Here is a 23,579-nt window from a genome sequence, read left to right as displayed (position 1 = left end):
GACCGGCCCCCACCCACCCCGGCTCCGAACTTCGTCCGGGGCGTCTACGTGGACATACATCAGAAATCGCGGCCGCACCGAAAAGCGGGCAGCGAGGAAGCCGCTGAGGTTCCGCTACCCGACCCGCCGCGCAACTGGAGTCGAACGACAGTCGTCAGTCAGTCCCCGTCCAGTGTGGTGGTGAGGCTGTGCACCAGGAGGGGAAGCGTTCGCATCACCTTCTCGCGCACGCTGCGGTCGGGGTCCTCGTCCCCGGCGAGGATCGCCTCCTGCATGGCCGAGTCGAACTGGTCGACCAGCAGCCGGGTGAGGTCGAGGGTGTCGATCCGGAAGCGGACGCCGACGGCCCGCACCGCGGTGTCGATCATCGTGGCGAGCTCGCGCTGGAAGGACTGCGCGGCGGCCAGGAACCGCGGGGCCACGTCGGGGTCGCGCAGCGCCAGCAGCCGGAACTCGCTCTGCATCAGGCACCACTGCCGGATGTCCGGCTGGAACGACATGACGTCGGCGATGATGCCTTCGATGTGGGCGGGCGCCGGTTTGCCGCCGGTCTCCCCGAGCGGCGCCACCAGCCGGGAGAAGTGTTCGCGCAGCGTCTCCAGCCGGGCCCGGTTCTCCCGCTCGGTGAGCGCGAAGAACAGTTCCTCCTTGCTGCCGAAGTTGGAGTAGAACGCGCCGCGGGTGAAGCCCGCGTCGTCGGCGATGGCCTCGATGGAGGCGCCGTTGATGCCGTGCTCGCTGAACTGCCGATAGGCGGCGTCCAGCAGCCGTTCCCGGGTCCGGGCGCGCCGGGCGGTCTCGCGCGCGGGCGCGTCCGCGCGCCCCTCGGGTGCGACGAGCTTGTTCGCGCTCATCACGAACCTTCCTTCCTGCGGTGTGCACCTGCGGATTTCCCGCCGATCGCGGCCCGCGTGGAACCGTCTCATCGTATCCGATACGCTCATGTATCGGATACAGCGTTGTATCCACTTCCCCTGATCTGGTGATCCGCCGTCCGGCGAGAACCTTCCCGGCGACAGGAGTGTGGCGTGTCCTCGTTCCTCTACACACTGGGGCGGAGGGCCTACGCGGCCCGCAAGACCGTCCTCGTGATCTGGCTCCTCGTGCTCGTCGTGACCGGCGGCGCGGCCGGTCTCCTGTTCAAAGGAATGGACAACAACGTCACGATCCCCGGCACCGAGGCGCAGAACGCCCTCGACCGGCTGTCGGTGACCTTCCCGCAGACCAGCGGCGCCTCCGCGCAGATCATCGTGGTCGCCGACGACGTGCGCGCCCCGGCCGTGCAGCGCGAGGTCGAGCGGTCCGTGGACGAGCTCGAAGGCATGGACGAGGCCGCCTCCATCGTCTCGCCCTACAACGCGGACCTCGGCGGATCGATCAGCGAGGACGGCGAAGCCGCCCTGATCATGATCCAGCTGGAGGGGCAGACCATGGAGATCGGTCAGCCCACCAAGGACCACATCGCCCAGATCTCCGCCGACCTCCAGCAGCGGCTCCCGGAGGGCTCCCAGTCCTCCTACGGCGGGCCGCTGTTCGCGCAGAGCTTCCCCGGCATCAGCATCGTCGAAGTGCTCGGCCTGGTGATCGCCATCGTGGTGCTGATGATCACGCTGGGCTCGTTCCTCGCCGCGGGCATGCCGCTGGTGAACGCGCTGATCGGGGTCGGCGTCTCCACCGCGCTCATCCTCGTCTCGACCGCGTTCGGCTCCGTCACCGCGACCACGCCGCTGCTGTCGCTGATGCTCGGCCTCGCCGTCGGCATCGACTACGCGCTGTTCATCGTCTCCCGGCACCAGCAGGAACTCGCCCAGGGCGTGTCGCCGCAGGAGGCCGCGGCGCGGTCCACCGCCACCGCGGGTTCCGCGGTGATCTTCGCCGGGCTGACCGTGGTGATCGCGCTCGTCGGCCTCGGCGTCGCGGGCATCCCGTTCCTCACCACGATGGGCGTCGCCGGTGCCGTCGCCGTCGCCATCGCCGTGCTCGTCTCGCTCACCCTCATCCCGGCGCTGCTCGGCTTCGCCGGGGCCCGGCTCACCCCGCGGTCGGCGCGGGCGGGCAAGCGCGCTCGCGCCGACCGCGCCAAGCCGCCGGTGGGCGAGCGGTTCTTCGCCGGCTGGGTCCGCGCCGCGACCCGCTTCCCGATCGTCACCGTGCTCATCGTCGTCGGCGTCCTCGGCATCGCGACCGTGCCCGCCGCCGGGCTCCGCCTCGGGCTCCCCGACGCGGGCGCGCTGCCGCACGGCGACCCGGCGCGGGTCACCTACGACCTCACCGACGAGCACTTCCCGCAGGGCTTCAACGGGCCGCTGATCGTCACCGGCAGCATCGTCACCAGCGAAGACCCGCTCGGCCTGATGAACGACCTCAAGGCCGAGATCGAACGGCTGCCCGGCGTCGCCGACGTGCCGATGGCCGTGCCGAACCCGACCGCGGACACCGGCATCGTGCAGGTGATCCCGGAGGGCGCCCCGGACTCGCAGCAGACCAAGGACCTCGTCGAGGAGATCCGCTCGCTGCGCGGGCACTTCCAGGAGGCCTACGGCATCGACATCTCCGTCACCGGCTTCACCGCCGTCGGCATCGACGTCTCCGACAAGCTCGGTGAAGCGCTGCTGCCGTTCGGCGTCGTCGTGGTCGGGTTGTCGCTGGTGCTGCTGACGATGGTGTTCCGCTCCATCGCCGTGCCGATCAAGGCGACGCTGGGCTACCTGCTCAGCATCGGCGCCTCGATGGGCATCGTGACGCTGATCTTCCAGGACGGCTGGGGCGCCGAGGTGCTCAACGTCGCCCGCACCGGGCCGGTGATCAGCTTCATGCCGATCGTGCTGATGGGCATCCTGTTCGGCCTCGCCATGGACTACGAGGTCTTCCTGGTGTCCCGGATGCGCGAGGAGTACGTGCACACCAGGGACGCCCAGGCCGCGATCCACACCGGCTTCGTCTCCTCCGGCAAGGTCGTCACCGCGGCCGCGGTGATCATGTTCGCGGTGTTCGCCGCGTTCGTCCCCGACGGCGACGCCAACCTCAAGCCCATCGCGCTGGGGCTCGCGGTCGGTGTGTTCGTCGACGCGTTCATCGTGCGCATGACGTTGGTGCCCGCGGTGCTCGCGCTGCTGGGGGAGAAGGCGTGGTGGATGCCGCGGAAGCTGGACCGGGTGCTGCCCGCCTTCGACGTCGAAGGGGAGAACCTGCGCGAGGAGATCGAGCTCGCCGACTGGCCGCGCCCCGGTTCGAACGAGGCCATCGCCTGCGCCGGGCTGCGGCTCGACGACCCGTCCACCGGCGCACCCGTCTACCGGGACGTGGGCTTCCTGGTGGAGCGCGGCGGCACCCACGTGGTGCGCGGCGTGCACGAATCCGCGATCACCGCGGTGCTGCTGACGCTGTCCGGCAGGCTCCAGCCCGACTCCGGGCGGCTCAAGGTCCTCGGCTACGTGCTCCCCGCCCGCGGCTCCGCCGTGCGGTCCCGGGTCGCCTACGTCGACGCCGGTGCGGGCGGCGCGGACGCGGTGCGGGCGGCGCTGCGCGAAGAACCGGAGGTCCTGGTGCTCGACCGCACCGACCGGGCCTCCGACCCCGGCGAGCGCGGCCGCATCCGCGAACTGCTCACCGGCGCCGGGACCACCGTCATCGCCGGCACCACCGGGCTTGCCGAGGCGCGCGACGTGCTGCCCGCCGGTGCCCCCGCCACCCTCACCGAACTGCGCGACGACGCCGCGATGCCCGACGTCCTCTCCGCCGCGATCCGCTAGAAAGCAGAGGTAATCAGACGATGGCGAAGCGCCGCTTGATCCTCCCCCTGATCGGCCTGCTGCTGGTACCGCTGGCGATCGCGGGCCTGCTGATCTGGTCGCTGGGCAAACCCGAGGACCGGTTGAAGGACGTCAAGGCCGCCGTCGTGAACAACGACGAACCGGTCGAGGTGAACGGCCAGCTCACCCCGCTCGGGCGGCAGCTGTCCGCGAAGCTCGTCGGCGGCGAGATCGAGAGCAACTACAGCTGGGAGTTCGCCACCCCGCAGACCGCCGCCGAAGGCCTGGCGGACGGCAGCTACGCCGCGGTCGTGACGATCCCGGAGAACTTCTCCGCCGCCGCCACCTCCTTCTCCGGCGACCCGGCGCAGGCGAAGAAGGCCACCATCGACGTCAGCACCGGCGGCCGCAGCAAGTTCGCGGACGAGGCGATCAGCCGGGTCGTCACCAACACGGCCGCCGACCTGCTCGGCAGGCAGCTGACCACGACCTACCTGGACAACGTGTTCGTCGGGTTCAACACGCTCGGCGACAAGCTCGGCGAGGCCTCCGACGGGGCGACCTCGCTCGCCGACGGCGCGCAGCAGCTCGCGGGCGGCACCGACCAGCTCGCCGGTGGCGCCGACCAGCTCGCGGACGGGTCGCGGGCGCTCGCCGACGGCATCGGCGCGCTCGAAGGCGGCGCGCAGCAGCTCAAGACCGGGATGGGCGGGCTCGCCGACGGCATCGGCCAGCTCAAGGAGCAGACCGCGCAGCTGCCCGGCCAGGTCGGCCAGCTCGCCGACGTGTCCGCGCAGGAGGCCCAGGGCGTGCAGCAGCTCTCCGGTGGTCTCCAGGGCATGTCCGAAAGCCTCGCCGAGATGAGCAAGGAGTGCCCGCCCGGCACGCTGCCCATCTGCAACAAGATCGCCATCCAGGCGGCCACCGCGAAGGCGCTCGGCGACGGTGCCGGGCAGCTGCAGCAGGCCAGCACCGGCGTGTCCGGCGGGCTCGCCGCGCTCGCCGGGAAGACGCCCGAGTCCGGTGGCGGGCTCGTCGCCCTGTCCGGCGGCATCGACCAGCTCCACGACGGTGCCCAGCAGCTCGACGGCGGCGTGGGTCAGCTCGCCGACGGGATCTCGCAGACCGGTGGCGGTGCCGGGCAGCTCGCCGACGGCGCCGACCAGCTCGCCCAGGGCGTGCGCGGTCTCTCCGACGGTGCCCACCAGCTCGGCGACGGCACCGGGCAGCTGTCCTCCGGCCTCGACCAGGCCGTGGACCAGCTGCCCAGCTACCCCGACGGCGACCGCGACAAGCTCGCCAAGACCGTCGCCAACCCGATCACCACCGCGGAGGGCAGCAGCCTCGGGTTCGGTTCGTCCGGGATCGCGCTGTACTCCGTGCTGGCGCTGTGGGTCGGCGCGATCGCCACGTTCCTGGTGCTGCGCGCGGTGCCGCGCCGCGCGCTGGAATCGACGCGGTCCTCGTTCGCGCTGGCGCTGCGGCAGTTCCGGCTGCCCGCGGTGGTCGGGCTCGCGCAGGGGCTGCTGGTCGCGGTCGTCGTCGGCGTCGCGCAGGACCTGTCGGTGGGCGGCTGGTTCGGCTGCGCCGGGCTGGCGATGCTGACCGCCGTCGCGTTCACCGCGGTGAACCAGGCGCTGGCGGGCGCGTTGCGCGGCACCGGCCGGTTCCTGGCGATGCTCGTCGCGGTGGTGCTGCTGGCGACCGGGTTCATCACCGCGGTGCCCTCCGCGTTGAGCTCGGTGCTCGCGGCGCTGCCGGTCGGGCCCGCGCAGGACGCGCTGCGGGCCGTGGTGGACGGCTCCGCGCCGGGCGGCGGCACCGTGGTGCTGCTGGTGATCTGGGGGCTCGCCGGGCTGGTGGTCTCGTACCTGGCCGTCGAGCGCGGGCGCACCGTGCGGGCCACCCGGCTCACCGGGTTCACCGCGCGGACCGCGGAGGCGTGATCCGCTGAAGTCCACTGTGGACGTGGGGGGGGGGGGGGGGGGGGGGGCCGCCCCCCCCCCCCCCCCCCCCGGGGGCGCCCCCCCCCCCCCCGCCCCCCCCCGACCGGGGTGGGACGGCCCACCGCGCGCGCCCCCCCCCCCCCGCCCGGGGCCCCCCCCCGCCCGGGGGGGGCGGCCCCCCCCCCCCCCCGCGGGGGGGGCGGGGCCCCCCCCCCCCCCCCCCCCCCCCCCCCACACCTGCCCGGGGCGGGCGGACGAGTGACAGCACCGCGACGAGGAGTTAGGTTCGATCCCGTGACCACGACCGTGCCCACCTCGGACGGCGACCTCCGCGTCCACCTCGCGGCGCCCTACCCCTCGATCTCCGGGGCACCACCGTGGCCCGGTGTGGTCGTGGTGCACGACGCGTTCGGCATGACCGAGGACGCGCGGGCCATCACCGACCGGTTCGCCGCCGAGGGCTTCCTCGCCGTCGCACCCGACCTCTACACCCGCGGCGGGTTCGCGCGCTGCGTGCGCACCGTCTTCCGCCAGCTCAGCACCGGCAGCGGCCAGGCCTTCGAGGACGTCGAAGCCGCCCGGCGCGCGCTCGCCGACCGCGAGGACTGCACCGGGAAGGTCGGCGTCGTCGGCTTCTGCATGGGCGGTGGCTTCGCGCTGCTCGCCGCGCCGCGCGGGTTCGACGCCGCCGCGCCCTACTACGGGCAGGTCCCGCACGACCGGTCCGTGCTCGACGGCGCCTGCCCCGTCGTGGCCAGCTTCGGCGGGAAGGACCGCGCGCTCCGGGGCGCGGCGGACCTGCTCGAATCGCACCTCACCGAGCTCGGCGTGCCGCACGACGTCGAGGAGTACCCCGACGCCGGGCACGGTTTCGCCAACAAGCTGAAGGTCGGCCCGTTCGGCCCGCTGCTGCGGGTCGCCGGCATCGGCTACGACCGGGAAGCCGACGAGGACGCGTGGCGCCGGGTCCTGTCGTTCTTCGCGGAGCACTTGGGACCGGAAGGGGAGCGGGGATGACCGACGAACTCCGGCCGCAGCAGCGCGGCCGCCGCATCGCCATGAGCCGCGAGGAGCTCGACGCGTTCCTCGCCGCCGAACGCACCTGCCGGGTCGCGACCATCGGACCCGACGGACCGCACGCCACGCCGCTCTGGTTCGGCTGGGACGGTTCCGCGCTGTGGCTGAACTCCCTCACTCGCAGCAAGCGCTGGGCGGACCTGCGGCGCGATCCGCGGATCAGCGTCGTCGTCGACGCGGGCACCGAGTACCAGCAGCTGCGCGGCGTGGAGATCAGCGGCACCGCCGAGGTCGTCGGCGAGGCGCCGCGCACCGGCGAACCCGAACCGGCCCTCGCCGAGATCGAGCCGCTGTTCGCCCGCAAGTACCTCGGCGGCGACGAGATGATCCACGATGGCAGGCACGGCTGGCTGCGCGTCACGCCGACGAAGATCAGCAGCTGGGACTTCCGGAAGCTCGCCGAGCTCCGCTGACCCCGCGCGCACCACCCGATCTCGCGCTTCCGGCGGTTGACATCCGACACACCACCGCCCGCCGATGCCGCCCGCGGCACCAGGAAGATCGGTGGAACAGGAGGTCAGCGCCCTGCGGGCCGCTCCGGGGCGGCGTCGCCGAGCACCGGCCGCTGTGCTAGAGAACTACCCGTGGCCGCTCGACTCCTCAATCCCAGTGCCCTCGCCGACACCTTCCGCGCGGAGATCCGCGCCGAGGTGGCCGCGCTGCCGGAACCGCTGACGCTGACCGGTTTCCGCGTCGAAGGGGACGGCCCCACCCAGACCTACGCCGAGTACACCCGGCGCGGCTGCGAGAGCGTCGGGATCCGCTTCGACCAGCGGGTGCTGCCCGCGGGCGAGGTCGAGCGCGCGGTGCACGAGGCGGGCAGCGACCCGGGCGTGCACGGCATCTTCCTGTACTACCCGATCATGGGGCTGGCGCAGGACCGCTGGTTGCGCGAGCTCGTCGACCCGCGCAAGGACGTGGAGGGCCTGCACTCCTTCTGGAGCCGCTGCCTCTACGAGAACCGCCGCTACATCGACGCCGAGCGCACCAAGCGCGCCGTGCTGCCGTGCACCCCGCTCGCGGTGCTCAAGCTCGTCGAGCAGGCCGGGATCACCCGCGCCGGTGCCGCGCAGCCGCTGGCCGGGCTGAAGGCCTGCGTGTTCAACCGCAGCGAGATCGTGGGCCAGCCGCTGGCGGCGATGATGGCCAACGACGGCGCCGAGGTCACCTCGTTCGACATCGACGGCCCGCTGTCCTACCTGCCCGCGCGGGAGGAGGGCGCTTTCCAGGTCCGGCCGACCGGGGTGGACCGCGCCACCGCCCTCGCCGAGGCGGACGTGGTGGTGACCGGGGTGCCGTCCCGCGAGTTCCCCGTGGTGCGCGCCGCCGAGATCAAGCCGGGCGCGACCTGCATCAACTTCTCCACGTTGAAGAACTACGACGAGGACGTCGTGGACGCGGCCGGGGTGTTCGTCCCGCGCATCGGCCCGATGACGGTGACGATGGCGCTGCGCAACGCGGTGCGGCTCTACCGCAACTGGCACAGCTGACCTCGGCGGACGCCGCTACGGGCCCGGCTGAGCGGCCCGCGCGCCCGGTGGTCTCCGGCAGGTGCGTGGCCCGCCGGCGGACAGCCGATCCGGCAGGTGGCGGACTCCCACCTGGCGGGGGCGCCGCCGACCCGGTGGGCCCACGATCCGGGAACATCGGGCCGAGCGGGAACGGTCGGGGCCGTCGCGTCGTTGCGCCGGACGAACGGGTGTCCGCGCAGCGGGCGCGGACGACGGCGACGAGGAAGGTCACCGACTGATGACTGTGGCTCGACGAGACGACATCCCGCAGCACCGGCTCGGCGCGGGCGGTCCCGCGGTCAGTGCCCTCGGGTACGGGGCGATGGGGCTGTCCGGGGTGTACGGCGCGGCCGACGACGCGGAGTCCGAACGGCTCATCCACCACCTCGTCGAGGCCGGGATCACGCTGATCGACACCGCCGACGTCTACGGGAACGGGCACAACGAGCAGCTGATCGGCCGGGCGCTGTCCGGCGGGCTGCGGGACCGGGTGGTGCTGGCCACCAAGACCGGCGCGGGCGGCGGCGAAGGGCTGGGGCGCCCGGAGCGGATCCACCAGGCGATCGACTCCAGCCTGAAGCGGCTCGGCACCGACCGGATCGACCTGTACTACCTGCACCGGGTGGACCCGTCCACTCCGATCGAGGACAGCGTCGGCGCGATCGCGGAGGCGGTGCAGCAGGGCAAGGTCGGGCACATCGGGATCTCCGAGGTCTCCGCGGACACGCTGCGGCGGGCGCACTCGGTGCATCCGATCGCCGTCACGCAGGAGGAGTACTCGCTGTTCACCCGGGACGTGGAGGCGGAACTGCTGCCCGCCGCGCGGGAGCTGGGCGTGGGCCTGGTGGCGTACTCACCGCTGGGGCGCGGCGTGCTCGGCGGGTCCATCCGCAGCGCCGCCGACGTGGAGAACCTGGAGGGCAGGCAGGCGCGCTACCCGCGGTTCGCCGCGGACGCGCTGGAGCAGAACCTGACCAGGGTGGACCGGTTGCGCGCCCGCGCCGAGGAGCTCGGCACCACCCCGGCCGCGCTGGCGCTGGGCTGGCTGATCGCCCAGGGCGAGGACGTGGTGCCGATCCCGGGGACGCGGCGCGCGGCGAACCTCGACGCGAACCTGGAGGCGGCCCGGCTGGTGCTGCCCGCCGAGGTGGTCGCCGAGCTGTCCGAGATCTTCCCGCCCGGTTCCACGGCGGGGGAGCGGTACACCGCGAACCTGCGCGGCGGTCTCGGCCGCTGATCGTGCCCGCGGGTGGTCGCCCGGCGCGGCGGCCACCCGCCGGTACGGCGGTTCCGCCCGTCGGTGGAACGTGGTTCACCGGTTCGGGGGCGGAGTTTCGCAGGGAGTTCGCGGTGGCCATTGTGGACTGATCGCGGAATACCGGGAACGTGCGGCGGATATCGGCGCCGTTGGTCCTATGTGGACCGTGAATCGGTGCCGTCCGCGAGCCCCCCGTTCCGGTGATGAGATGATCTCAGCCGAGGCATAAAACCGCAGGTATATTCCGAAAAACGACCCCGGGGTGGGTGGATCTCCGGTGGTCGCGGCGGGGCACACTGTCCGTCGAACGAAGCGTGCCGACCCGGTTCCCGACTGGAGATCCACCACGATGAGCATCGACGACGCCCCTGCCGTGTGGGCGAAGGTCCTCGACGAGGAACCGTGGGTTCCGTACGAGGACCCGCACTTGCCCGGCGGCGACCAGGCCGCCCAGGTGAAGATCCTCGCGCCGAACGTCTTCTACGCCTGGTTCCCGCCCGGCTACGCCGCGCCCGAGCACAGCCACCCGTTCAACACGACCTACCACCTGGTCAAGGGCGCGCTGCGGTTCGGCGACGAGGGCTGGGTCCGCGCGGGCTCGGTGCGCGGCGTCCGGGCCGGGCACGTGTACGGACCGGAGGAAGCCGATCCCGCCGAGGGCTGCGAATTCCTGCTCGTCTCCGACGGGCCGATCGGCATCGACTGGGCGGCTTGACCGACCGGGCGGCCTGCCCCACCAGGCCACCTGGCCGGCCACCTGCTACACCGACCCGCCGGCTCGACCGGCGGGCTGCTCGACCGGCGGGCTGCCCGACCGGCGGCCTGCTCGACCGGTCGCCTGCTCGACCGGGCCGGTTGAGCGGCCCCGACGTCAGCGCAGCGCGCTCGGCAGGTCCGCGAAGGTCAGGAACCGCACCCGCGCGTCCGCCAGCTCCAGCAGCCGGTCCAGCAGGCCGCGCTCGTTGAGCACCACCCGGAACGAGATGTCGTGCTGGTCCGCCCGGCGCTGGCACTGGTCCAGCAGGTGCAGGCAGGCCGTGTCGACGAAGGTGATCGCGGCCAGGTCCAGCACCACGGTCCCGGTGCACGACGAGAGCCGGTGCCACAGCAGTTCGCGCAGCCGCCCCGCGCTGCCCGCGTCGATCTCGCCGCGGGCGGAGAGCAGGATCGTGCGCGGGTCGGGGCGGTGCAGCTCCAGCTCCAGCGCCCCACCCCCGGCACGCGGCGGCGGGGAGGCCTCGGGCGGGCGTCGGTCCGGGATGCCGGGGCCGGCGCCGACCGGGACGTCCAGTGTCGGCGCGTCGGTGGTGGTGCGTGCGGGAGTCACAGGCATGCCGCCTCCTGGGGAAACCGAGAGCGAACGGCAGCAGCGGGCGGTGACGGCCGAGCGCACGCCCTCGGTGGCGAAAAACTTGTCGCGGCTGTGGGCTCAACCGATTCCCACGCTACCTGCCGGTGCAACCCGGGGGCGGAACCGGGACGCGCGGTCCGGGCGCGGAACCCGTTGCGGCGCCGCGGTGAAGCCGGACCGGGTCACCAGGTGAGCACCGGTTTGAGCACCCGTCCCGCGCGCTGGTCGGCGACGGCCCGGTTGATGTCCGCGAAGGCGTAGGCGGTGACGAGCTCGGCCACCGGGAACCGCCCGGCCGCGTGCAGCGCCAGCAGCTCCGGAATGAACCGCTGCGGCACCGCGTCGCCTTCGACGCAGCCGCGCACGGTCTTGCCCCGGTGCAGCAGGTCGCGCAGGTCCAGCCGGGCCGACGCCGCGCCGAGCCCGACCACGGCCAGCGCTCCGGTGGCGCCCAGCGCGGCCAGCGCCTGCTCGAACACCGGGGCCAGCCCGGTCGCCTCCAGCGCATGCGTGGCGCCGCCGCCGGTGAGTTCCCGCACCCGCGCGACCACGTCGTCCGCACCCGGGTCCAGCGCCGCACCGGCACCGAGCCGCAGCGCCAGCGCGCGGCGTTCGGGCAGCACGTCCACGGCGATCGTGCTGCGCACCCCGGCCGCTCGGGCGGCCAGCAGCGCGGCCAGGCCCACGCCGCCGGCGCCGAAGACCACCAGGGAGTCCTCGGGTGCGGGCCGCAGCACGTTGAGCACCGCCCCGGCCCCGGTCTGGAACCCGCAGCCCAGCGGCGCCGCCACCAGCGGGCCCACCGCGTCCGCCAGCACCACCGCGTTGTCCGCGGTCGCCAGCGCGTGGGTGGCGAAACCGGACTGCCCGAAGAACGAGCCGCCGAGCGGTGCGCCGCGCCAGGTCAGGGTGGGGGATCCGTCGGGCCGCCTGCCGGATCCGTTGAGCCGCCGCGCCCGCGCGCAGTAGGCCCGGTCGCCCGCCGCGCACCGGCGGCACGCGCCGCAGCTGCGGTAGCTCAGCGCCACCCGGTCGCCCGGCCGGATGCCGGTGACCTCGGCGCCGACCCGCTCGACGGTCCCGGTGCTCTCGTGGCCGAGCACGACCGGTTCGCGCCGGCGCGGATCGTCCTTGGTGATCAGGTCCGTGTGGCACAGGCCGGAGGCGGTGACGCGGACCAGGATCTCGTCGGCGCGCGGCTCGTCGAGCTCGACGGTCTCCAGCACGAACTCGGCGCCCGGTTCCGGGGCGACCGCCGCGGTGATCTGCACGGGATCTCCTGCGCTGCCGGGGTCAGTCGCGTTCGAGCAGGAAGTAGTAGTGGCGGCCGTCGTCGAGCACCTGCTCCGGCCTGCCGTTCATGATCCCCATCAGGGTGGCGGGGCCGACCTGCTTGAAGTGGTCGAGCACGGGGCGCCCGTCGTAGACCATCGTCGCGGTCACCTCGCCGCGGAACTCGACGTTCCACAGCGTGGCCTCCCCACCGCCGAGCCGGACGTCGGAGAACAGCTCGCCGGATTCGTCGCGGCAGATGAGCGGTTTCGCGTCCAGCGCCGAGCGGAAGGTCTTGCCGTGCCAGCGCGCGGCGACCAGCTGCCGGGAGAGGCGGTGCCCGGTGGCGAAGTCCGCGCCGCGCCACGCGCCCAGCACGTCCGCGGCGGCGACGGTGGGCAGCGCCGCCCAGATCTCGTCGAGTTCGTCGGGGGAGACGCCGGATTCCTGCCGCCGGAGTTCGGCGAAGCGGGCGCGGGCTTGGTCGAGGTGCACGTGGGCTCCCTGCGGGCTGCGCGTTCGCGAACCGGTTGGTTCGGCGGCCGAACGTACTCCCGAACCGAACGGTTCGGCAAGGTAGCCTCACCCGATGCGAGCAGCCGGACACGCCACCCGGGAGCGGATCCTCATCGCCGCCACCGCCGAGTTCGCCCGCCACGGCGTGGCGGGCGCCCGGATCAACCGCATCGCCGCCGACGCGCGGGCCAGCAAGGACCGGCTCTACGCGTACTTCCCCGGTAAGCAGGTGCTGTTCGAGGCGGTCGTGCGCCGCTGGGTCGCCGAGATCGACGAGCGCACGGCGCTGCGCGGCGAGGACGTCCCGGGCTACGTGGGCCGGCTGTTCGACCACTACCTGGACCACCCGCAGAGCGCCCGGTTGCAGGCGTGGATCGACCTGGACGAACCGGAGCGGCTGGGCGCCGACGACCTGCGGCTCACCGCGCTGCGGCCGAAGATCGACGAGATCCGGCGCGGCCAGGCCGAGGGGCACGTCGACCCGTCCTGGCACCCGGCGGACCTGCTGATCGTGCTGCTGGGCATCGCGCGGTCGATGGCGCTGTCCGCGCTGGCGATCGGGAAGCTGGACGGCGGGGCGCGCGGCCGGGACGCCGCGGGGATCCGGCGGGCCGCGGTGGTGGCCGCGCAGCGGATCGCCGAGCCGCCGTCAACTGGAGGTTGACGATTGCCGTTCGGTCAACCTAGGGTTGACGCATGAGTGAACCCCTCCAGCTGTCCCCGCCCGTCCGGCTCGACGACCTGATCGCGGCGATCACCAGCGTGCACACCGACGCGCTCGACCGGCTCTCCGCCGCCGTCCTCACCGCCGACCACCTCGGCGAGATCTCCGACCACCTCATCGGCCACTTCGTCGACCAGGCCCGCCGCTCCGGCGCGTCCTGGAAGGACATCGGCGTCGGCATGGGCGTCACCAAGCAGGCCGCGCAGAAGCGCTTCAAAGGCCCCGACCTCTCCCCGGAGCAGGGCTTCAGCCGGTTCACCGGCCCCGCGCGCAGCGCCGTCGTCGCCGCGCAGAACGAGGCGCACGCCGCGGGGCACGTCGAGATCCGCACCGAGCACCTGCTGCTCGGCCTGCTCGCCGCGCCCGACGCGACCGCCGCCCGGGTGCTGGCCGCCGACGGCGTCACCCCGGAAGCGCTGCGCCGCGCCGCCACCGCGCCGCTGCCGCCCGGCGGCGCCGACGTCCCGGCCCTGATCCCGTTCGACGCGGGCGCCAAGAAGGCGCTGGAACTGACCTTCCGGGAGGCGCTGCGCCTCGGCCACCAGCACGTCGGCACCGGACACCTGCTGCTGGCCCTGCTGGAGCACGAGGGCGGCGCTGGCGTGCTCACCGCCCTCGGGCTGCGCAAGCCCGAGATCGAGGAACGCGTGCGCACCGAGGTCGCCGACCGGCCGGAGCAGCCCGCCGTTACCGACGAGTAGGCTGCGCGGCATGGCCGAACCCGCCGAAGGACTTCCCCGCCGCGGCGACTTCACCGTGCTGTGGCCCATCACCACCAGGTGGGCGGACAACGACGTCTACGGCCACGTCAACAACGTCGTGCACTACTCCTGGTTCGACACCGCGGTCAACGGCTGGCTGATCCGCGCCACCGGTGCCGACATCCGCGACTTCCCCGAGATCGGGCTCGTCGTCGAGACCAACTGCCGCTACCTCGCCGAGCTCGGCTTCCCCGAGGACGTCGAAGTGGGTGTGGGCCTGGAGCGGGTGGGCAATACCAGTGTCGTGTACCGCCTCGCCGTCTTCGGCGGGGGAGCCGAGGGGCCGGCCTCGGTGGGCCGGTTCGTGCACGTGTACGTCGACCGGGAGACGCGACGCCCGGTCCGCGTGCCCGAGCGCATCAGGACGGCGCTCGCCGGACTGCGGTCGCTCGGTAGCTGAAACCGCGGCCGGACCGTCGCGGCCGACCGCCGCCGGCGACTCCGGTGCGGGTGAGTCGGAGGTGGGTCCATGGACCGGTGGCCGGGAGAACGTCCCGCCGACACCGAGGGCATCGACCTGCGGCGCCCCAACTCGGCCCGCATGTACGACTACTACCTCGGCGGATCCACCAACTTCGAAGCGGATCGGGAGGCCGCGGACCGGGTCCTCGCCGCCAACCCCGACGTGGTGCCCTCGATCCGCGCCAACCGGGGCTTCCTCGGCCGCGTCGTGCGGTACCTCGTCGACCAGGGCATCGACCAGTTCCTCGACCTCGGTTCCGGCATCCCGACCGCGGGCAACGTGCACGACATCGCGCACCGGCTCGACCCGGCCGTCCGCGTCGTCTACGTCGACAACGAGCCGGTGACGGTCGCGCACGCCCGGCAGCTGATCACCGACGTGAAGCAGGTCGAGATCGTCGACGCCGACCTGCGGGACCCGGAGACCGTGTTCGAGCGGGCCGGGGAGACCAGGCTGCTCGACTTCAGCCGCCCCGTGGGCCTGCTGATGGTGTCGGTGCTCAACTTCATCGAGGACGACGCCGAGGTCGCCGAGCTCGTGCGCCGCTACGTCGCCCAACTCGCCCCCGGCAGCTACCTCGCCGTCTCGCACTCCACCGCGCAGTGGCTGGCGCCGGAGACCGCCGCCCGCATCGCCGAGCTGTACCGGGACGTGAACCCGCCCAGCTACTGGCGGTCGCCCGAGCAGATCGGCCGGTTGTTCGCCGGCATGGAACTCGTGCCGCCGGGCGTCGTCGCGCCCTCGCACTGGCGCCCCGAAGCGGAACCGCAGCTGCCGCCGGAACGGATCGTGTACCGCGCGGGCCTGGCGCGCATCGGGGACCCCGCGTAGACCGATCAGGCAAGGCCTCGGAGTCCATCGTCGGCCCGAAGTCGTAGGCGCGGTGGCCTGGAGGACGATTCGGCGACCGCCTCCGCCCGGCGAGCATGATCGGGTGAGCACGACAGGAATTTCATCCCAGAAGACGGAACGGATCAGCCGGCCCGGGACCGGGCGGCTGATCGGAGTGGACATCGCGCGGGGGCTCGTCGTGCTCGGCATGTTCGTCGCGCACACGGGGCCACCGCAGAGCTGGCTGTTCGGACTGGTGTCCGGCCGGTCCGCCGCCCTGTTCGCGGTGCTGGCCGGGCTGTCGATCGCCCTGCTCAGCGGCGGGACGGCGCCGGTGGAGGGCGTCCGGCGGCGGCAGGTGGCGGTGCGGATCGCGGTGCGCGCGGTCGTGCTGTTCGGGCTGGGACTGGTGCTGAGCATGCTCGACGCGCCGGTGATGGTGATCCTCACCTCGTACGGCGTGCTGTTCCTGCTGGCCCTGCCGCTGCTGCGGTTGCGCGCCAGGACGCTGGGCGTGCTGGCCGGGGTGCTGGCGATCGCGGCCCCGCTGGCGTCCTACCTGATCCGGGACGCGATGCCGCCCGCGGGCGAATTCGGTGCGATCCCGCACCTCGGCGACTTCACGTCCTGGTCGGGGGCGGCTGCCGCGTTCCAGCACGTGCTGCTGGACGGCGGCTACCCGGTGCTGACCTGGCTGCCGTTCGTGCTGGCCGGGATGGCGCTGGGCCGGATCGACCTGCGCGCCGCGCGCGGACCGGTCGCGCTGCTCGGGGCCGGCTTGGCACTGGCCGGCTACGGCGGGTCGTGGCTGGCGATGAACGTGTTCGGCGGCCGCGAGCAGGTGCTGGCGTCCTACGGCGACGCGCTGCCGCCGGAGCTGGTGGACGTGCTGCTGAGCAGGGGTTTCGGTGCGGTCCCGACGGGCAGCCCGGTCATGCTGCTCTCGGCGGGCGCGCACAGCGGCAGCCCGTTCGAGGTCGTCGGGGCCACCGGGGCGGCGTTGCTGGTCATCGGCCTGTGCATGTTCGTGGAGCGGGCACGGGTGCTGGCGCCGATCGCGGCCGTGGGTGCGCTCGCGCTCACCGCCTACGCCGGGCACATCGTGCTGCTGGCCGCCATCGGGACGGACGGCCTGATGGCGATGCAGCAGACCGCGCCGCACCTGACGTGGCTGCTGCTGACCGCGATCGTCGTGGTCTTCGCCGTGGTGTGGCGGGCGCTGCTCGGGCGCGGGCCGCTGGAACGGGTGCTGCACCTGGTCTCGGCGGAGCCCGCCGCCCGGATCGGTCGCTAGCCGTCGCGCTGGGCCCGGCGCTTCTCGTGGAACGCGTGATCGCGGCGCACCAGCCGCGCCACCTCCTCCGCGGACGCCGGGCCGAGCGTCGGTGGTGCCTGCCGCAGGGTGCGCACCAGCTCGTCGAGGCTCGCGGTGACCAGCGCCAGCCCGCTGCGCCGCACCGAACCGATCTCCGCGCGCGGGTTCACCACCACCAGCACCGGCCGCACCAGCACCTGGCGGCCCCGCTGGCGCAGGAAGTCGGCGAGCGCCTTCGACACGTCGCGGACCTGGCGGCCCCAGCTGCGGCCGCTGCGGTCCGCGAGGGTGCGGTCCTCCACGTGGTTGCCGTAGCGGTCGAACACCTCCGAGCGCCAGGAATCGCCGTCGGCGTGCACCCGGCCCGAGTGGTTCTTCACCTCGACCGCCCACACCCCGCCGGGGCCGACCACCAGGTGGTCCACCTCGCCGCGTCGGTTGCGGTAGCCGCGGAACAGGACCCAGTCGTCGGAGAGGCGTTCCAGCGCGGTGGCCACCGCGTCCTCCGCCTCGATGCCCGCTTCCTGCTGGGCGAGCCGGTTCTGGACCGCCGCATCGTCGGTGGGGCGCAGCTCCCGCAGCCGCCGCAGTTCCCGCCACTGGGCCGGCAGCTTCCAGACCTGCCACCAGCGGCGGCGGGCGTGGCGCTCCCGCGTCCGCGCCACCTCCTGCTCGTAGCGGGCGTGCCGCTCCCGCGCGGCCTGTTCGGTCCGGCGGGCCTCGGACCGCGGATGATCGGAGAGCAACTCGACGCGCACCCCGGAACCGTACTGCCCGCGGTCCGCACCCCCTGAGCTGGTCCCGCCGCGCAGTCCCGCGGGGCACGGCCCACCGGGGGAGCGGGCGGGTGTGATCTGGTGCGGGGAGGGGACCGTCCGCGGAGCGGGAGTGGTGCACTGGCCGGTGCCAGGACCACCGCTTCGGGGAGGACACGCGCGATGATCAGCACCGGGTGGGACGGGACGGTCGGGCTGATCGCGCTCGACCGGCACGAACGGCGCAACGCCCTCGACCTGGAGCACTGCCGCGGGCTCGCCGCCGCCGTCGCCGAGCAGGTCGAGCAGGGCGCCCGCGCGCTCGTGCTCACCGGCGAGGGCAGCACGTTCGACGCGGGCGCCGACCTGGACGGCGTGTACGGCGACGAGTTCCGGGACGCGCTCTACACCGCGCTGCGGTCCGTGCTCGATGCGCCGGTGCCGGTGCTCGCCGCGATCAACGGGCCCGCCGTCGGCGCCGGCGCGCAGCTCTCGCTCGCCGCCGACCTCCGGGTCGCCGGCCCCGAGGCCTACTTCGCGGTGCCCACCGCGCGCAACGGCCTCGCCGTGGACCCGTGGACCGTGCGGCGGCTGTCGCTGCTCGCCGGTGGCGGGCCCGCCCGCGCGCTGCTGCTCGCCGGGGAACGCCTCGCCGCCACCACCGCCCACGAGCGCGGTCTGGTGGACCGGATCGGGTCGCACGCGGACGCGGTGAGCTGGGCGCGGGAGATCGCCGAGCTGGCTCCGCTGTCGCTGCGCTACGCGAAGCTCGCGCTGAACTCCCTCGACACCGAGGTGCCGGACGCCGACCTGGAACGGGCCTACGACGCCTGCTGGGCGAGCGAGGACGCCGCCGAGGCGAGGGGGGGCCGCGCCGAACGCCGCGCGCCCCGCTTCCACGGCCGGTGAGCAGCGCCCGCTAGCGCTCCGCGGCCAGGGCGGCCACGATCGTCTGCACCGCCACCAGGGCGAGCACCGGCGCCGCCAGCAGCCACGGGGCGGTGCCCAGGTGGTCCACCGATTCGGCGATCATCGCGCCCCACTCCGGCCGCGGCGGCGGTGGCCCGAGGCCGAGGAAACCCAGCGCCGCCACCGTGTTCACCAGCGCGGGCAGCCGCACCGCGGCCAGCGCCCCCGCCGCCGGAGCCAGGAACGGCAGCAGCGACCGCCGCCAGATCAGCAGCCGGCCCGCGCCCAGCGCCCGGTGCGCCAGCACCCAGTTCCGGGTCCGCAGCTGCGCGGTCATCGCATCGGCCTGCCGCGCGAACGGCAACCAGCTCACCCCGGCCAGCGCCAGCAGCAACGCCGCCGTGCCCGGCCCCGCGACCAGCGTCGTCACCAGCGCCACGATCAGCGGCGGCAGCGCGGTGGCCACGTCCACCCCGGCCCGCACCAGCGCGGCCACCGGCGAGGAGCTCCACCCGGTCGCGCACCCGGCGAACAGGCCCACCAGCACCGCCACGACCAGCGCGGACCCGGCGGTGCCGAGGGTGAGCAGCGCGCCGTGCGCCAGCCGCGCCAGCACGTCCCGCCCGAGCTCGTCGGTGCCCAGCGGGTGCGCGAGCGACGGCGCCCGCAGCACCGCGTCCATGTCCGTGGCCAGCGGATCGCCGGTCAGCCCGACGCCCAGCACCAGCACGCCGATCCCGGCGGCGACGAGCGCGGCCCGGCGCCGGGCCCTCACGTCCGGGCCTCCCGCCGCGCGCGGGGTTCGGCGGCCAGCCCGAGCAGGTCGCCGACCGCGCCGACGGCCAGCGCGGCCAGCGCCGCCACCACCAGACCGGCCTGCACGACCGGCACGTCCTGCGCCCGCACCGCCTCCACCACGGTGCTGCCCAGCCCGGGGATGTCGAAGACGACCTCGATGGCGGTGGTGCCGGAGATCGCCCCGGCCGCGTTGTAGGTGAGCAGCGACAACGCCGCGGGCAGCGCGGGCCGCGCCAGGTGCACCGCCCAGATCCGGGTCTCGCCGAGCCCGCGGGCCCGGGCGGCGACCGCGAAGTTCTCCCGCCGCAGCGCCACCACCTGCTCCCGGGTGACGGCCGCGATCGGCACCGCGAGCGACGGGACCAGCGACAGCAGCGGCAGCACCGCGTACTCCGGCCCGCGCCAGCCCGAACTGGGCAGCGCGTGCAGCCCGACCGCGAACACCAGCACCAGCAGCGGCGCGAGCGCGAACTCCGGCACCGCGGAGAACACCCGCACCAGCCCCGAGATCGCCCGGTCCAGCACCGAACCGGGCCGGCGCGCGGCCAACAACCCCGCCAGGTGGCCGACCAGGAACGAGAGGACCGCCGCGCCGAGCATGATGCCCACCGACACCCGCAGCGCGGGCCCGACCAGCGCCGCGACCGGTTCGCCGGACACCCACGAGGTGCCCGGGTCGCCGCCGAGCAGCGCGCCGAACCGCGCCGCGATCCGCTGCGGCAGCGGCAGGTCCAGGCCCAGTTCGGCGCGGATCCCCGCCAGCAGCGCCGGATCCGGGTCGGCGTCGGCGTAGCGGGCGGCGAGCACGGTGCGGGCCGCGTCGACCCCGGTCAGCTCCGGCAGCAGCACCGCGACCAGCACGACCAGCATCGCCACGACCGGCGCCACGGCCAGCCGCAGCAGCAGGCCGCGACCGCCGGTCACCGCCGCGGGGCGCGGGCGGACAGCAGGAAGAACCCGGGGGCGCTCGGGTAGGGCGCGCCGTCGAACAGCGCCGTGCGGTCGGTGCGGTCGACGAACCCGGCGCGCTCGACGAGGTCGGCGCAGCCCGCGAAGTCCACGCCCATCGGCAGTTCCGGCGCCGCGTCCGAGTAGGACGAGCTGAACCGCTCCTCGGTCGCGTCGTCGCCGACCGAGGCCGCGTCCCACCGGCCGTCGCTGACCAGCAGCAGCCCGCCGGGGCGCAGCACCCGCACCCACGCGTCGACGGCGCGCTGCGGTTCCGGCAGCGTCCACAGCACGTTGCGGGTCACCACCACGTCGAACGGCCCGGCGGGCGGTTCCTCGGCGACGCCGGTGAGCCAGTCGATGGCGAGCCCGTCGGCGGCGGCGCGTTCGGCGGCGACCGCGAGCATGCCCGGGGAGGCGTCCTGCCCGGTGACGCGGTGCCCGTCGGCGGCGAGGATGCGGGCCAGGAACCCGGTGCCGCAGCCGGAATCCAGCACCCGGGCGCCCGGCCCGACGGCCTCGGCGACGAGCGGGCGGATCCGCTTCGCCCACAGGTCCAGCGCCGGGTCCTGCCCGGGCTGCTGGTCGTAGCCGCGGCGGGCGCGGTCGTTCCAGTAGTCGACGATCGGCGCGCTCATCCGAGCTCGACCTCCTTGGTGAGGAATTCCCGTTCCAGCGGGTCGGCGGGCACCCCGCGCACCGCGTCCCGGTAGGCGAAGCGCTGCTGCTCGTGCACCAGCGGGATGCCGGCGATCCGGTCGGCGAGCAGGTCGTCGGCGCGGCGGAACACCTCGGCGCGCCGCGCCGGATCGCTGATCGCGGGCAGTTCGGCGAGCAGCGCGTCCAGCTCGGGCGCGCAGAAGTGGTCCAGGCCGAACCCGCCGCGGCAGCTGAAGTCGCTGGCCAGGTGGGCGGCGGCGTCGGGCACGTCGACGAGCTGGTTGCGCGAGTACACCGCGGCGTCGAGCTCCCCGGACAGGATCCGCGGCTCGATGCTCCCGGCGGGCTCCTGCACGATCCGCACCGCGAACCCGGCGCGGCCGAGCTCGTCGGCGACGACGGTGGTCAGCGCGGGCAGCTCGGGCCGGTCCGGGTAGGTGCCGATGGTGATCGGGATCGGCGCGCCGCCGCCGACCTCGGTGACCGCCCGGCGCGCGGCGGCCGGGTCGGGCGCGGGCGGCGGGTGCTGGGAGCTCCACGGCACGGCGGGGCCGAAGTAGCGGCTCGCGGCGACGCCCTGGCCTTGCAACACCCCGCTGACCAGTCCGGCCCGGTCGATGGCGGCGCGGGCGGCGGCGCGCAGCCGCGGATCCGCGAACGGGCCGCCCGCGGTGTTCAGGTGCAGCGCCGTGGTGCGCGGCAGGTCCACCGCGTCGGCCCGCAGTGCCGGGTCGGCGCGGATCTCGCCGAGCTGCGCGACCGGCACCTTGTCGATCAGGTCGAACTCGCCGCTGCGCAGCCCGTTGACCCGGGCGGAGGCGTCGGGGACGAAGCGCACCTCGACGCGGGCGAGCTTCGCCGGTCCGCCGCGGTGGCCGTCGTAGCGGCGCAGCTGCGCGCTCCGGTCGCCGTCGACGGCGGTGATCTCGAACGGGCCGGTGCCCACGCCCTTCGCCGGATCGACCGAGCCGTCGGGACGGAGCGCGGCGGGCGCGAGCACGGCGGCGTTCGCGGCGCCCAGCCGCTGCGGCAGGATCGGGTCGGGGCCGGTGGTGCGGACCGCCAGGGTGCGCTCGTCGAGCGCGGTGGCGCGTTCGACGGTGCCGTTCAGCGCGCGCGGCGGCGCGGGGGCGTGCACGACGCGTTCGATCGAGTCGGCGGCGGCCTGCGCGGGCACCCGCTCACCGGACTGGAAGCGCAGGCCCGCGGCGAGGGTGAACCGCCACTCGGTCGGTGCGGTGCGCTGCCAGCTCTCCGCGAGCCCGGGGCGGGCGCCGCCGTCGGCTCCGGCGTGCACGAGGGTTTCGGTGACGCCGAGGCGCTGCAGCAGCAGCGCGTCGTCGGAGGCGGGCGACCAGGCCGCTCGGGGCGGGATCGTCATCGCCACCTCCAGCGCGTCCTCGTCCGCGCCGCCTCCGGTGAAACCGCACCCGCCCAGCAACAGCGCGAGCCCGAGCACCAGGAATCCACCAGCACTTCGCAACAGCAAGCTCCTTGCAACAGACCGCAGCGGATCTTTGCACGGACAACGGCGCCGGAACCACGCCGGGCGGCCCGAACGTGTTCTCCGCCTCCCGGTGCGCCGGGAGAGGACTGCTCCGCGCGGTGGAGCGGAACTCGGCGACCGGCCGAGCCGCCGCCACGCGCGGTCGCGCCCGGGATCGGGGGAAATTCCCACTTGTCCGGTGCCTCCGCGGTCCCTGACCAGGTCAGCGGGGGTGCGCGCCCGCTCCCGCCGGCGTCCGCGGCTTGACCCCCTCGGCAGGTCCCGGTTGGCTCATCGGTGCCGGTGAGCCCCCCGACGCTCACCGGCACCGAACCCCGAGAAGGAGCCGACGACATGGCCACCACCGCGAAGCCGCTGCTCCGGCTGTTGGTCGCCACCGGTGTCGCCGCGGGCGCCCTGGGCGCCACCGCGCTGCCCGCGCTGTCGGCGGCTCCCGCGGCGGCCCCGGCGACCGCTCCCGCGGTGCTGCGGGCCGCGCCCGCCGCCGACGGCGACCTCGCCGACCCGCGCACCAAGGACATCGCGATGCAGCTGGTGTCGAGCGCGGAGAACTCCTCGCTGGACTGGCGCGCCCAGTTCGGCTACATCGAGGACATCGGCGACGGCCGCGGCTACACCGCCGGGATCATCGGCTTCTGCTCCGGCACCGGTGACATGCTCGCACTCGTCGAGGCCTACACCGCGGCGAAGCCGGACAACCCGCTGGCCGAGTACCTGCCCGCGCTGCGCGCGGTCGACGGCACCGACTCGCACGAAGGGCTCGACCCCGGGTTCACCGACGCCTGGGCGGAGGCCGCGGAGGACCCCGACTTCCAGCAGGCGCAGGAATCCGAGCGCGACCGGGTGTACTTCGACCCGGCCGTGCGGCAGGCGAAGGAGGACGGGCTCGGCGCGCTCGGCCAGTTCGCCTACTACGACGCGATCGTGATGCACGGCCCCGGCCAGGACTGGCCGAGCTTCGGCGCCATCCGCCAGGCCGCCCTGGACCGCGCGACCCCGCCGTCCGACGGCGGCGACGAGACCGCGTACCTGCACGCGTTCCTGGACGCCCGCGTGGAGGCGATGAACGAGGAGGAAGCGCACAGCGACACCAGCCGCGTCGACACCGCGCAGCGCCGCTTCCTCGACGAGGGCAACCTGGCGCTGACCACGCCGCTGCACTGGGCCGTCTACGGCCAGGACTTCAGCATCGAGGAGTGAGGACCGGCCCCGGCGGCCACCGGAC

Annotated in this window: 23 protein-coding genes; 14 read left to right on the top strand and 9 right to left on the bottom strand. The window is 74.2% G+C overall.

The genetic code is table 11. The annotated features are described in order from the left end of the window. Nucleotides 1-158: 158 nt before the first annotated feature. Nucleotides 159-854: a TetR/AcrR family transcriptional regulator gene (locus tag LCD35_RS23385; RefSeq protein WP_224955462.1), complete on the bottom strand. Its 696-nt coding sequence runs from the start codon at nt 852-854 to the stop codon at nt 159-161. Nucleotides 855-1,028: 174 nt separating this feature from the next. Here LCD35_RS23385 and LCD35_RS23380 point away from each other — a divergent pair, with 174 nt between their 5' ends. The 7 genes from LCD35_RS23380 to LCD35_RS23350 all read left to right on the top strand — a co-directional run bounded on the left by LCD35_RS23380 (nt 1,029) and on the right by LCD35_RS23350 (nt 10,259). After that, entirely contained in the window at nt 1,029-3,752 is a 2,724-nt protein-coding gene (locus LCD35_RS23380) for an MMPL family transporter (RefSeq protein ID WP_225044850.1), read from the top strand. A gap of 20 nt (nt 3,753-3,772) precedes the next feature. Beyond that, nucleotides 3,773-5,698, top strand: coding sequence for a YhgE/Pip domain-containing protein (locus LCD35_RS23375; protein ID WP_224955464.1), 1,926 nt, complete (start codon nt 3,773-3,775; stop codon nt 5,696-5,698). Nucleotides 5,699-5,992: 294 nt separating this feature from the next. Next, a complete protein-coding gene (locus LCD35_RS23370; protein ID WP_225044849.1) occupies nt 5,993-6,715 on the top strand; it encodes a dienelactone hydrolase family protein in 723 nt (240 codons plus the stop codon). Further along, nucleotides 6,712-7,188: a pyridoxamine 5'-phosphate oxidase family protein gene (locus tag LCD35_RS23365; protein WP_225044848.1), complete on the top strand. Its 477-nt coding sequence runs from the start codon at nt 6,712-6,714 to the stop codon at nt 7,186-7,188. Before LCD35_RS23370 ends, LCD35_RS23365 begins: the two co-directional genes overlap by 4 nt. A 171-nt stretch (nt 7,189-7,359) precedes the next feature. After that, the gene (locus LCD35_RS23360; RefSeq protein WP_224955467.1) at nt 7,360-8,265 is read left to right on the top strand and encodes a bifunctional methylenetetrahydrofolate dehydrogenase/methenyltetrahydrofolate cyclohydrolase; all 906 of its coding nucleotides are present in this window, start codon (nt 7,360-7,362) and stop codon (nt 8,263-8,265) included. Between the two features lie 259 nt (nt 8,266-8,524). Next, a complete protein-coding gene (locus LCD35_RS23355) occupies nt 8,525-9,523 on the top strand; it encodes an aldo/keto reductase (RefSeq protein WP_224978117.1) in 999 nt (332 codons plus the stop codon). A gap of 370 nt (nt 9,524-9,893) precedes the next feature. Further along, on the top strand, nt 9,894-10,259 hold the full coding sequence (locus LCD35_RS23350) for a hypothetical protein (protein WP_224955469.1): 366 nt from the start codon (nt 9,894-9,896) through the stop codon (nt 10,257-10,259). A gap of 156 nt (nt 10,260-10,415) precedes the next feature. On the opposite strand, the gene LCD35_RS23345 is transcribed toward LCD35_RS23350, so the two are convergent. From LCD35_RS23345 to LCD35_RS30560, 3 genes are all read right to left on the bottom strand, one after another. Then, nucleotides 10,416-10,877: an STAS domain-containing protein gene (locus tag LCD35_RS23345; RefSeq protein ID WP_224978116.1), complete on the bottom strand. Its 462-nt coding sequence runs from the start codon at nt 10,875-10,877 to the stop codon at nt 10,416-10,418. 200 nt (nt 10,878-11,077) lie between these two features. After that, nucleotides 11,078-12,166 carry an NAD(P)-dependent alcohol dehydrogenase gene (locus LCD35_RS23340; protein WP_224978115.1) on the bottom strand — a complete coding sequence of 363 codons (1,089 nt, stop codon included), beginning with the start codon at nt 12,164-12,166 and terminating at the stop codon, nt 11,078-11,080. Nucleotides 12,167-12,188: 22 nt separating this feature from the next. Then, nucleotides 12,189-12,662: a DUF4334 domain-containing protein gene (locus tag LCD35_RS30560; protein ID WP_224955472.1), complete on the bottom strand. Its 474-nt coding sequence runs from the start codon at nt 12,660-12,662 to the stop codon at nt 12,189-12,191. 94 nt (nt 12,663-12,756) lie between these two features. Here LCD35_RS30560 and LCD35_RS23330 point away from each other — a divergent pair, with 94 nt between their 5' ends. The 5 genes from LCD35_RS23330 to LCD35_RS23310 all read left to right on the top strand — a co-directional run bounded on the left by LCD35_RS23330 (nt 12,757) and on the right by LCD35_RS23310 (nt 16,756). Next, a complete protein-coding gene (locus LCD35_RS23330) occupies nt 12,757-13,347 on the top strand; it encodes a TetR family transcriptional regulator (protein WP_224955473.1) in 591 nt (196 codons plus the stop codon). Nucleotides 13,348-13,379: 32 nt separating this feature from the next. Further along, on the top strand, nt 13,380-14,108 hold the full coding sequence (locus tag LCD35_RS23325) for a Clp protease N-terminal domain-containing protein (RefSeq protein ID WP_224978114.1): 729 nt from the start codon (nt 13,380-13,382) through the stop codon (nt 14,106-14,108). Nucleotides 14,109-14,118: 10 nt separating this feature from the next. Then, nucleotides 14,119-14,568 carry a thioesterase family protein gene (locus tag LCD35_RS23320; RefSeq protein WP_224955475.1) on the top strand — a complete coding sequence of 150 codons (450 nt, stop codon included), beginning with the start codon at nt 14,119-14,121 and terminating at the stop codon, nt 14,566-14,568. Nucleotides 14,569-14,637: 69 nt separating this feature from the next. After that, the gene (locus tag LCD35_RS23315) at nt 14,638-15,462 is read left to right on the top strand and encodes an SAM-dependent methyltransferase (protein WP_224966007.1); all 825 of its coding nucleotides are present in this window, start codon (nt 14,638-14,640) and stop codon (nt 15,460-15,462) included. 103 nt (nt 15,463-15,565) lie between these two features. Further along, complete coding sequence (locus tag LCD35_RS23310; RefSeq protein ID WP_225044847.1) at nt 15,566-16,756, top strand: DUF418 domain-containing protein; 1,191 nt, start codon at nt 15,566-15,568, stop codon at nt 16,754-16,756. On the opposite strand, the gene LCD35_RS23305 is transcribed toward LCD35_RS23310, so the two are convergent. Next, on the bottom strand, nt 16,753-17,535 hold the full coding sequence (locus LCD35_RS23305) for a nuclease-related domain-containing protein (protein ID WP_224978112.1): 783 nt from the start codon (nt 17,533-17,535) through the stop codon (nt 16,753-16,755). The two genes, LCD35_RS23310 and LCD35_RS23305, sit on opposite strands and share 4 nt — an antisense overlap. 180 nt (nt 17,536-17,715) lie before the next feature. Between LCD35_RS23305 and LCD35_RS23300 the strand changes: the two genes are divergently transcribed. Next, complete coding sequence (locus LCD35_RS23300) at nt 17,716-18,441, top strand: enoyl-CoA hydratase (protein ID WP_225044846.1); 726 nt, start codon at nt 17,716-17,718, stop codon at nt 18,439-18,441. Between the two features lie 10 nt (nt 18,442-18,451). On the opposite strand, the gene LCD35_RS23295 is transcribed toward LCD35_RS23300, so the two are convergent. The 4 genes from LCD35_RS23295 to LCD35_RS23280 are packed head-to-tail and all read right to left on the bottom strand — an operon-like array spanning nt 18,452 to nt 22,330. Further along, entirely contained in the window at nt 18,452-19,216 is a 765-nt protein-coding gene (locus tag LCD35_RS23295; protein ID WP_224978110.1) for an ABC transporter permease, read from the bottom strand. Then, on the bottom strand, nt 19,213-20,163 hold the full coding sequence (locus LCD35_RS23290; protein ID WP_224966010.1) for an ABC transporter permease: 951 nt from the start codon (nt 20,161-20,163) through the stop codon (nt 19,213-19,215). Before LCD35_RS23290 ends, LCD35_RS23295 begins: the two co-directional genes overlap by 4 nt. After that, nucleotides 20,160-20,825 (bottom strand): bifunctional 2-polyprenyl-6-hydroxyphenol methylase/3-demethylubiquinol 3-O-methyltransferase UbiG, encoded by a 666-nt coding sequence (locus LCD35_RS23285; RefSeq protein ID WP_224978109.1) that lies wholly within the window; start codon nt 20,823-20,825, stop codon nt 20,160-20,162. Before LCD35_RS23285 ends, LCD35_RS23290 begins: the two co-directional genes overlap by 4 nt. After that, a complete protein-coding gene (locus tag LCD35_RS23280; protein ID WP_224966012.1) occupies nt 20,822-22,330 on the bottom strand; it encodes an ABC transporter substrate-binding protein in 1,509 nt (502 codons plus the stop codon). The genes LCD35_RS23285 and LCD35_RS23280 overlap by 4 nt, the downstream gene beginning before the upstream one ends. A 357-nt stretch (nt 22,331-22,687) precedes the next feature. Here LCD35_RS23280 and LCD35_RS23275 point away from each other — a divergent pair, with 357 nt between their 5' ends. Continuing rightward, on the top strand, nt 22,688-23,554 hold the full coding sequence (locus tag LCD35_RS23275) for a chitosanase (protein ID WP_224978108.1): 867 nt from the start codon (nt 22,688-22,690) through the stop codon (nt 23,552-23,554). Nucleotides 23,555-23,579: the final 25 nt, after the last annotated feature.

This window comes from Saccharopolyspora sp. 6V (assembly GCF_020176785.1).
GTDB classification, from domain to species: domain Bacteria; phylum Actinomycetota; class Actinomycetes; order Mycobacteriales; family Pseudonocardiaceae; genus Saccharopolyspora_C; species Saccharopolyspora_C gregorii.
Note: the sequence above shows the minus strand (reverse complement) of the source record. Positions and strands in the feature narration are given on the sequence as shown.